A 10072-nucleotide genomic window follows, 5' to 3' on the forward strand; every position below is an offset into this window, starting at 1 on the left:
TGCAGTTAACATGCCAATAGGGTAAATCATTAAAGGTAAGCGTCATTACGAGACATGGGGCGCCGCTACTCATACCGCAAGGCATCCACCGGTTTCAGGCTGGCTGCCCGATGGGCGGGGTAATAACCGGAGACCATGCCGACGGCGATGGATACTAATACGGCCATCACGGCGGATGACCATGACACGCCGAGGGCATAGCCACTGAGGTAGCTGATGCCGAAACCGGCGAAGATGCCCAGGATCATGCCCAGGATACCGCCGATGACGCTGACCACGGTGGCCTCCAGCAGGAACTGCGCGAGGATATCCCGGCGATAGGCGCCGAGGGCCTTTCGCACACCAATCTCGCGGGTGCGCTCCACGACCGATGTGCTCATGATATTCATGATGCCCATGCCGCCCACCAGCAGGGATATCAGGGCGGCAATCAGACCCACGAAGGAAATATTCCGTAATAGATCCTCGGCCGTTTCAATCCAGCCTTCCATGCTCTCGGTCGCATATTCAAAGTTCGCGTTATGCCGCCGATGCAGCAGCTCGGTCAGCTCCTTGAGCGCCTTCTTGGTTTCTGCAACGCTCACGGCCTCGGCCTGCAGGGTTTGTATATCTTTAGAGCCGAGTTGCTGCTGGTACAGGGTGTAGGGAATCAGCACCCTTTTATTGACATCATAATCGTCGGTGCCGAGCTGGCCCAGAATATCGCGATTCTTTTCTTCCAGCATGCCGACCACGGTCAGACGCACCTCGCCCCAGCGCAATATTTGTCCGAGGGGGTTTGTATGCTTACCGAACATCTCATCCCGGATCGCGGTACCGATAATCGCCACCGGCTTGCGCCGCTGTATATCTTCCAGGCGCAGATCCCGCCCCTGTATCACCCGGTCATTATTGATGCCGATATAGTGAATGCCCACGCCTTCCAGGTTGATCTTGGAAAAATCGCCTTTTGAACGCATCACCACGTCGCCATCAATATAAACTACGGGCGAAACCCGTTTAACCGACGCGCAGCAGGAGCGCAGATATTTGAGATCGTCATTATCAATGCCGCTGCCTTCCCTGACCGTGCGAAAGGGATCCTCGTCTTCCCATTTGCGGTATATCCACAGGGTTTCCAGTCCATAGGTATCTAATTCCTGGTAGACATATTTTTTGACACCCTGGCTAACCGTTCCCACCACCATCACTGCACAGATACCGATGGTGATGCCCAGAATACTCAACACAGTGCGCAGGCGGTTCTCTTTCAGGGACGATATGGCCTGCCAGAAGACATCGTGAAATATGCTGCTGTGCAGACCGTTCATGCTGGCCGGCTCCCATCCGCATCGACAATGGATCCGTCGCGCACACGCACAATACGTTGTGCGTAGGCGCCGATCTCGTCTTCGTGGGTCACCATCACGATCGTTTTGCCGCTGGCCTGTAGCTGCTGAAAAATTCGCATGATGTCGTGACTGGTCTTTGAGTCCAGTGCGCCGGTCGGCTCGTCGGCGATAATAATCGTCGGATCATTCACAATGGAGCGCGCAATGGCGACCCGTTGTTGCTGGCCACCCGATAGATGCGCGGGGATATGCTGGGCGCGGTCGGCCAGACCGACAATCTTCAGCGCCGCCAGGGCACGGTTTCTGCGGACCACCGGCGGCACGCCGGCATAGACCATGGGCAGTTCCACGTTATGCAGGGCATCGATGCGGGGTATGAGATTGAATGACTGGAACACAAAGCCAATCCAGCGATTGCGGATGCGCGCCAGCTCGTCTTCGTTGGCGGCCTGCACGGGTTTCCCATCCAGCCGATAAACGCCCTGATCCGCCGTATCCAGACAGCCGAGAATATTGAGAAGGGTGGACTTGCCCGAGCCCGAGGGACCCATGATGGCAACAAATTCGCCCTGCTTGATCTGTAGCGAAATGTTGTTCAGCACCGGCAGCGGAAGATCGCCCCGATAGTAGGTTTTGGAAACACAATGGAGTTGAATCATGCGATGTTGTTAGTAACCGGAATACATTGCAGCCGCGCACCCAGCACAGGTCCATGGCGCATCAGCAAGCAGGGTCAGGATTACCTACCCGCCCGCGCAGGATGCACTCGATCACCATTCTGTAGCAGCCGGCCCTTGGAGAGGATCACCATCTCGCCTTCATTCAATCCCTGCTTGATTTCCGCCATGGCAAAATCTTCGATACCGGTCTCCACCGTCTTCATCCGCACCCGTCCCGCCTCCAGCACCGCCACCAGGGTCTGGCCATCACGATTGATCAAGGCCTCAAAGGGAACCTTCAGGGTATTGGGATTCCAGGCGGTGCGGATATCCGTGTCCACCTGCTGGCCGATGCGCAGCAGGGGTGCGTCTTTACCCAGGCTAATATAGACCTTCACCGAGTTTGCGTTGCTCTTGTTATCCGTCGCCGTGCCCAGCCGCACCACCGATTCCTCCCACTCCAGGCCGGGAAAGGCATCACTCGATACCGCCACCACCTGTCCCACGTCAATCGCCACACTGTCGGCGGAATCGACCCGCACCTCGATTTCCCGCTGCGACTCGTCCACCAGGGTAAACAGGCTATCCGCTGGCCCGACCCATTGGCCGATCTCCGCAAGCCGGGCGGTGACGGTGCCATCAAAAGGGGCCTTGATCTGCTGGCTACCCACATCCAGTGTTGCGCTGCGTACCTCTTCCAGCGCTACACCGGCCCGGGTTTTTGCCGAGCGCAGATCGATTTCGGCATCTTCCACAAAACGTCGTGCCACCGCGCCCTTGGCGTGCGCCTTCTGTAACCGGGCCAGGGTACGCTCCGCCAGCACGATGTCCTCGCGGGCATTGGAAAGGATTGCCTTTGAGCTGTTCAGGCGACTCAACAGCTCGCGATCATCCAGCCGGGCAAGCACCTGGGCCTTGGTGACCTTGTCGCCTTCCCTGGCCAGGATTTCGATCAACCGTCCCGAGCGGGCCGGGCTCACATCGACCCGCTGCTTGCTCACGATACGACCGGGTACGCTGATCGACTGGAAAATTTCGCCCGATTCCACCAACGCGGTTTCTACCGGGAGCCCCTGATTGAAATACAGGCTCCAGCCGGTAATCAGCAGCAGCAGCACGGCGGCCGAAATCAACACGCGCCTGAGCAAATTCCGCGCCCCCACCAGCTCGATCAGGGAGTGCAGATATCCGACGATACCGGAGCGCTCCAGCAGGCCGGAACGCTCGGTCACCACCAGGGCATATTGATCCAGGTCCTGCAGAATATTCTCATCAGACGGCACCCTGGTGTCGGCGGCACGCCGGCCGGGCCGCTCACCGGGCTCAATAATCACCGGCTCTTCCTGGTGCGGGTCGGGAGTGTCATCGACAGTGGCAGTGGGCGCGGCATGGGCCTGTGCATCAATGGCAGGCTCAGACGGCGGTGTCGGTTTTTGCCTGGACGCTGCCGCCGTGGTTGTCGCGGCGGCAGTCTCTGGAGGCACGTGTGCTTTGACCGGCGAGGCTGGCGCCGGTGTTTTCCCCGCCGTAGCGCGCACATCGATGGCAGCCGTGGTCAACACCGGCACGGAATCGATCAGGGACGTCGGAGACGGGGGCCGGTCGACGGGTTGTAGCGGCCGTGGATGTGGCACGGGTGACGGGCGATGTGCGGTAGGCAAGCTGACCACCGTGTTATCGGGCGGCGCCGTAGGCAGCTGCCGGCCATCAAACAGGAAACGCCGAATGTGCCCATCGAGCTCATCGGCATTGACCGGCTTTTTCAATACCTGATTGGCGCCGGCATCGTACACGTCCACCAGGCTCTGCGCGTCCGAGGCCCCGGTGATCACGATAATCGGCAGTTTGCTGATTTTGGCATGGCCGCTATTGCGCAGCGTGCGAATCAGGTCGTCGCCATCCATGCCGGTGGCCGACACCTTGAGATCGGTCAGCAGCAGGTCATAGTCCTGCTGGATGAGGGCGACGAAGGCGGGCTCGGCGGATGAAAAATGGTCGACCCGATAACCGTAGGGCTGTAACAGGCGTCGCACCACATAGGCCGAGGTACGGCTGTCGTCGACGTAACACAGACGGGCGATTGCCGGCGCCGATTCGGCCGCCGGCGATACCGCCTGCAATTCATCCCTGGAACCCTTTTCGCTCATCTCATGCCAATCCTGCAAATTTCCTCATCTCGGCCCATCCCCAAGGCCTCAAAATATTGATTAACAATACGAGGCATCACATTGTTTTTACGTAGAATAATAAGAGCCTCGTCTCGCCGTGCCGATACCCTGTGGCGCGCCCCTGATACCACTCACACTATATGATCCTCCACTGTCCCTGTAAACTCAATCACCGGCGGCCTGGTGAAGTCAGGCCCCGCTATTCTCAACAATCTACCTTAACAAGTAACTGTAATATATTGATTTATAACCATGTCTAATCCTCCTCCATCGCGGACACTCCCCCTGCTGGGCCTGCTGTTACTGGTCGCCGCCCTGCTCTTCATCGGCCTCAACAAACGGGAGACTTCGTCTCCCTTTGATTTGCAAAGAGGTGTCCCGAAGAGTTCACAAACAGACTGGCGGGAGGGCTGGCAGGAGCTAAAGCCTTTTCAGTATCCCCGCCGCGCCCTGGCCGCCGCCACGGCCAATGGCTACCTGTATGTGGTGGGTGGCGTCGATGCCCGGGGGCGCTATGTACGGCCCGTCGAATATGCCCCCATTCTGGCCGATGGCCGGCTAGGCCCGTGGCAGACGACCAGCGCCTTGCGCGAGGGGCGTTTTTATCTGGCGGCCGCCATTCATCGGGACTACCTCTATGCCCTGGGTGGCGGCGGCGGTTCGCTGGGGGATGACAATGTCCCGCTGGCCTCTGTCGAACGCGCCAGAATCAACCCGGACGGCAGCCTCCAGGCCTGGCAGCATCACAGCTATCTCACCACCCCCCGGCGCGGCCTGAAGGCCAGCGTGGTGGATAATCGGCTGTACGCCATCGGCGGCTACAATGGCCGGTTTCTCAAGTCCATCGAACACCTCGAGCCGGACAACCCGGCCGACCCCGGCCAGTGGCGGCTTGACCCGGAACAGGCAAAGGTCGATCGCTATATTCACGCCGCAGCGACCCTGGGCAGGCGTCTGTTTTTACTCGGCGGTCACGTCGAAAAGGGCGGCCCCATGAGTTACGGCGACGTGGAATCGACCACCATCGGCGCGGATGGCTGGCTGGCGCCCTGGCAGGTCGCCGAGTCGCGCCTGTTGCAGCCCCGGTTTATTGCCTCCGCCTTCGCCCTGGAGGATCACCTTTATCTGCTGGGGGGACATGACGGCATCCGCCGACTGGCCACGGTCGAAATGGCCACGGTCCGCGCCAACGGTCAGCCGCGCGCCTGGTCCCCACTCAAGAGCCTGAATCACAAACGCAGTGCCACGGCCGTGGCGCTCTCGGGAACCACCGTCTACGTCGCCGGTGGTATGGATGATCAGGGTGTGTTGCAAAGCGTGGAGATGGCGCAACTCGGTCCACAGGGCAGACTGGGGTATTGGAAAGACAGCATGCCACTGTCCTCGGCAGCACAGCCCCGGCTTGCCGCCACGCCGCTTGATGTGAAATAAAACTTAGGGCAACATAAAGCCACTGAATAACCGGCATGAATCCGTGCGGTTGTTTTGATGAGTACTTTTTCGCAGTGGGTATGTTGAGGGGTATGTTGAGACAACCCGCCACGACCGATAAAAAATAACCAAAACACGGTGCGCAGCCCCGTATGACCCGTCACAAGTGCAACACGATTTGCAGGGCTACTTTGAGGAGTGATCAATGATAGATTTTTTGACCAGTATGGTAACTGTAGTTGGATCGATTGCCGGCATCCTGCTGGTTTATCTGGTCATCCAGATTTACAGCTCCAACAGTCCTTATCGTCAGGACTGATCCGCACAGCGGCGACCACGATGGCGGGCTACCGGGCAACGGTAGCCCGCCATCGCTTTTTCCGGGCCGCGATTTTTGCGCCATACCGGTTGAGCCGGCCGGCTCGCGACTTACAACCTCGACTTTAAGTCGGGACTTTTCTCCACGCCGTTCACCACCGGCATCGGCAACCACACGGTAACGCACGCCCCACCAAGCGCACTGGTGCCGATCTCCAGGCTGCCGCCATAGACCTGTGCAATGTCATTCACAATCGACAGGCCAATTCCATGACCGGCGATATCGGTATCGGCACGCCTGCCGCGTTGCAACACGTAACGCACCATATCCGCAGCCACCCCGTCGCCATCATCCTCCACACACAGCAGGAAATCCTGCTGTCCCTCGATCCGGCCGGGCTGATTGCGGGCAACCAGTCTCACCCGCCGGTCACACCATTTGTAGGCGTTATCCACCAGGTTGCCGATAATTTCCAGCAGGTCTCCCTCGTCGCCATGGAATTCAACCGTGGCGTCGACGTCATAACGGGCCTCCACCTGCTTGTCGGCATACACCTTGTTGAGCCCGGCAAACACCTTGCGGGTGGCCTCCCGCACATCCACCGGCGCGGCCAGCGCGGTCCAGCCGGAGGTCGCCGCGCGCTGCAGCTGGTATCCGGTAATCTGGTTCATGCGCTCCACCTGCTCCTGCACCACTCTGGACAGCGGTTGATTCGCGCGACCGCTTTCCACCGCACTTTGTAAAATCGCCAGCGGCGTTTTCAGGCTGTGCGCCAGATCACCCAGAGTATGTCGATAGCGTTCCAGATGCTCCTGCTGTTGCGAAAGCAGGGTATTGATATTTCCGGTTAGCGTGCGCAGCTCCAGGGGATACTGTTCCTGTAATCGGGTCTGCCGGCCCGCCGCGATGGCAGAAAGCTCTTCCGCGGCATGTTTAAGCGGCGAAAGGCCCCAGCGCAGAATCGTCCCCTGCACGGCCAGCAACAGTAGCGCCACGCCTCCCAACCAGCCCCACAGGCTACGCCGGAATTCCGTGAGTCTGGCATTGAAATCCGTCATATCCCGGGCGACATTGAAGGTAAACGCCTGTCGTGGATCATTGGCATCACTCCATTCCACGCCATAACTGAACAGATAGAGTTGCCGACCAGCGTCATCGGTGATGATGCTTCGGGTATGCTCGGTACGGGCGAGGCGATCAGTAAAGGGAATATCCATGCCCTTCATGGACTCTGACGTCCACATCCAGCGACCACTGTTACTGATCACCTGGGCATAGAGGCCAGAACCCGGATCAGAGAAACGGGCATCCGGCACGGTCGCGGGCATCTGCATCAAACCCTTCTCATCCAGGCCGGCGGTGGCGATCAGTGCATAGACATGACCCTGCAACTGCTCTTCCATGGATTGTTCCAGGGTACTGCGATAGACACGGTCAAGCGTAAACCCGGCGAGACCGAAAAAGCTGGAGAGTATCGCGCTGGCAGCGATCAGGACCCGAAGGTTAAGCGATAACATGGCTCGCTATTTTTCCCCCTCCGCATCGGTGGCGGGCAATGAAAAACGATAACCGCGACCGCGCAGGGTTTCGATCATGCCCAGCGAATTATCCGGATCCAGCTTGCGCCGCAGACGCCCCACAAAAACTTCAATGACGTTACTGTCACGATCAAAATCCTGGTCATAAATGTGTTCGGTCAATTCCGTTTTCGACACCACGCTGCCGCTGCGTACCATCAGGTATTCCAACACCCGATATTCATAGGCTGTCAGTTCCACCGGCTCGCCGCGCAGGCTGACCTGCTGCGCCGAGGAGTCCAGCGACAACGGCCCGAATTTCTGTAGCGACTGCGACCAGCCGACCGCACGCCGCAACAGGGCCTTGATCCGGGCCACCAACTCTTCCATATGAAACGGTTTGACCAGATAGTCATCACCACCGGCGTCGAGGCCTTCCACCTTGTCCTGCCAGCGGTCACGGGCGGTCAAAATCAGAATCGGAAACTTGCGCCCCGCTGCCCGCAGACTGCGGATCATCTCGATACCCGACAGTTTTGGCAGTCCCAGATCCACCACGCCGATATCCACCGGATACTCCCGCCCGATGAATAAGCCTTCACGGCCATCGGCCGCCAGATCCACGGCGAAACCTTCCTGGCGCAGACGTACCGATAATTGTTCACGCAATTGATCTTCGTCTTCAACGATTAAAATACGCATCTATCGCACACCATCTTTCATAAACCGAATACCGACCATCGTTTGAGGTTTAGGGTGAGAAGCACAATGCCAACCACCCGAAGGCGGCATCGGCAAAAACAGGATAACCTCACCACACATCTATACGGCGTAAAGTATTACACGAAAGGAACAACCACGCAGGCAGGCCATGCCGGGAACCGGCAACAGCGGCTATCAAGGGAATGCAGTATGAAAAGCGGTGGTAAAAAAGATGGCCCGCTTGAGGCGAGGATCACTCGCCTCAAGCAAACCGTGGGTGATGGTACACCCAAGAAGGATCGGACCAGGCACCTAGGGGGTAGAATGCCGTTTCCCTGTCCTGGAGAAAGTAATACTGAAAAATCTAGCGCTCAGAAATAATCCGCAGGATTACTTGCCGAGGGCCAATACAAAATCCACCATCTTTTCGATGTCGGCATCAGAGACGCGGGGTGAGTAGGGAGGCATCGGTGCCGGGCCCCACACACCCTTACCGCCAGCCTTCACCTTGGCGATCAGGTTTGCCTTGGCAGAGGCATCACCGGCGTATTTTTTGGCAACGTCCGCCCAGGCAGGACCCACAATCTTCTTTTCTACACTGTGACAGGCCAGACAGCCGCTTTTTTTCGCCAGGTCCAGATCGGCCATCGCACTGCCCGAAACCAACGCTGCCGTCATGCCCATTCCCAAAAATAATGCCTTCATCAAGCTACTCCTCACCAGTTAACAAGCTAAATTGTGTTGATGGGGGTTAAATTACACCGCTGAAACTGAATGCCGGCTGAATGCCTGAGAATAAAATCGGATAAGCAGGAGGTCTAACCCGGATATTTCGTAAATGCCCCTGCCATATCGGGTCGTTGATGACACTATAGCAAGTATCCCACGCACGCATGAGACAGCCGGACTAAAACAGGGCCTTGTAACCTCGGGCATTTTTCTGCAAGAGCCGGCGTGTTTTCGACCAGGGATCGGACCACTCCAGGCGACGGCGCATCAGCGCGCGACAGAGCCGTAATTCACCGTCGATGTCATCCAGGTGCACAAATTCCGGTGCCGGTCCCTCAGGATGGGGGCAATCCATTCCGCCCTCGAAGCCCTGATTGTGGTAGTTGCCCAATGGCAGGGTGATGCCAATGGTCGGCAGGCCCCAGGCGGTGGCGGCGGTCGCCTCGCAGGCGCCGCCATCCATCAGGCGGCGCTGGTGACGACCCGGCAGCACCTGCTCGGCCAGCATGGACAGCACCTGTGAGGCGCCGCTGTCGAAGATGGTCCGACGATCCCCCATCCGCACCACCGGGCCCTTGCCCACCCGCGCACCGGGCAGGGTTCGCGACGCCTCCAGACTGACGCACACCACGGGCCGCTGTGCGACCTGCAACCAGCCCAGCTCAAGATGCTGGATCGCGCCCACAAACCCCACCTCTTCGGCCCGTGTCAGCAGCCCGATGAAGGGCACACCGGCGCCACGCCGATGCATCTCGATGGCCAGGGTGACAATGGCAAACACACCGACGAGATCATCGGCGGCGCGGGTGTACAGCCGTTTGCCACTGGTCCAGGCATCCTGGCGAAAGGAAAAACCGCCGAATAACTGGCCCGCCTTTTTACCGGGGTAACGCTGTCGCAGGGAGACGCCATCGGGCTGATGGATGATCACCTCGGCGGTGTCCATGGCCCAGCCGGCCTTGAGCAATCGGGGCTTACTGAGCCTTGCCGTCAGCCCACCGCCGGTCAGGCGTTGCGCCTCATCCGCCAGCCACAGCTGGGCGCCGCCGAGGTGTTTGAGCGGCGAGCCGCCGTGCCATTTTATCGCCAGTCGATGCGCGTCCAGCCAGCGGACACCATGAAACCCGGGGTGATCCATGTGGGCGATAAACACCCGCACGGGTTCGGCATCGTCTGCCTGCAACAGGTCTCGATAGGCCTGTTCGGAGTTGACCCC

General features: G+C 58.9%; 8 protein-coding genes. 1 reads left to right on the forward strand and 7 read right to left on the reverse strand.

Translation table 11 applies throughout. The features are described 5' to 3' along the window. Positions 1-65: 65 nt before the first annotated feature. The 3 genes from RRB22_07505 to RRB22_07515 form a co-directional block, all read right to left on the reverse strand. On the reverse strand, positions 66-1310 hold the full coding sequence (locus RRB22_07505; GenBank protein ID MDT8384244.1) for an ABC transporter permease: 1245 nt from the start codon (positions 1308-1310) through the stop codon (positions 66-68). Continuing rightward, complete coding sequence (locus RRB22_07510) at positions 1307-1990, reverse strand: ABC transporter ATP-binding protein (protein ID MDT8384245.1); 684 nt, start codon at positions 1988-1990, stop codon at positions 1307-1309. The genes RRB22_07505 and RRB22_07510 overlap by 4 nt, the downstream gene beginning before the upstream one ends. Positions 1991-2070: 80 nt before the next feature. Continuing rightward, positions 2071-4137 (reverse strand): efflux RND transporter periplasmic adaptor subunit, encoded by a 2067-nt coding sequence (locus tag RRB22_07515; protein ID MDT8384246.1) that lies wholly within the window; start codon positions 4135-4137, stop codon positions 2071-2073. 273 nt (positions 4138-4410) lie between these two features. Between RRB22_07515 and RRB22_07520 the strand changes: the two genes are divergently transcribed. Further along, positions 4411-5589, forward strand: coding sequence for a hypothetical protein (locus RRB22_07520; protein MDT8384247.1), 1179 nt, complete (start codon positions 4411-4413; stop codon positions 5587-5589). A gap of 429 nt (positions 5590-6018) precedes the next feature. Here RRB22_07520 and RRB22_07525 read toward each other — a convergent pair whose 3' ends face one another. The 4 genes from RRB22_07525 to RRB22_07540 form a co-directional block, all read right to left on the reverse strand. After that, the gene (locus RRB22_07525) at positions 6019-7425 is read right to left on the reverse strand and encodes an ATP-binding protein (protein ID MDT8384248.1); all 1407 of its coding nucleotides are present in this window, start codon (positions 7423-7425) and stop codon (positions 6019-6021) included. Between the two features lie 6 nt (positions 7426-7431). Further along, positions 7432-8127, reverse strand: coding sequence for a response regulator transcription factor (locus tag RRB22_07530; GenBank protein MDT8384249.1), 696 nt, complete (start codon positions 8125-8127; stop codon positions 7432-7434). A 390-nt stretch (positions 8128-8517) separates the two neighbouring features. After that, positions 8518-8832, reverse strand: coding sequence for a c-type cytochrome (locus tag RRB22_07535; GenBank protein MDT8384250.1), 315 nt, complete (start codon positions 8830-8832; stop codon positions 8518-8520). A gap of 202 nt (positions 8833-9034) precedes the next feature. Next, on the reverse strand, positions 9035-10072 hold a 1038-nt coding region (locus tag RRB22_07540; protein MDT8384251.1), incomplete at its 5' end, for a hypothetical protein.

Source organism: Gammaproteobacteria bacterium, assembly GCA_032250735.1.
In the GTDB taxonomy this organism is placed as follows: domain Bacteria; phylum Pseudomonadota; class Gammaproteobacteria; order SZUA-152; family SZUA-152; genus SZUA-152.

What these genes read in the sequence shown, in the direction of transcription:
- RRB22_07505 (MDT8384244.1), bottom strand. Translation starts at nt 1,310, where the DNA reads ATGAACGGTCTGCACAGCAGCATATTTCACGATGTCTTCTGGCAGGCC.
- RRB22_07510 (MDT8384245.1), bottom strand. Translation starts at nt 1,990, where the DNA reads ATGATTCAACTCCATTGTGTTTCCAAAACCTACTATCGGGGCGATCTT.
- RRB22_07515 (MDT8384246.1), bottom strand. Translation starts at nt 4,137, where the DNA reads ATGAGCGAAAAGGGTTCCAGGGATGAATTGCAGGCGGTATCGCCGGCG.
- RRB22_07520 (MDT8384247.1), top strand. Translation starts at nt 4,411, where the DNA reads ATGTCTAATCCTCCTCCATCGCGGACACTCCCCCTGCTGGGCCTGCTG.
- RRB22_07525 (MDT8384248.1), bottom strand. Translation starts at nt 7,425, where the DNA reads ATGTTATCGCTTAACCTTCGGGTCCTGATCGCTGCCAGCGCGATACTC.
- RRB22_07530 (MDT8384249.1), bottom strand. Translation starts at nt 8,127, where the DNA reads ATGCGTATTTTAATCGTTGAAGACGAAGATCAATTGCGTGAACAATTA.
- RRB22_07535 (MDT8384250.1), bottom strand. Translation starts at nt 8,832, where the DNA reads ATGAAGGCATTATTTTTGGGAATGGGCATGACGGCAGCGTTGGTTTCG.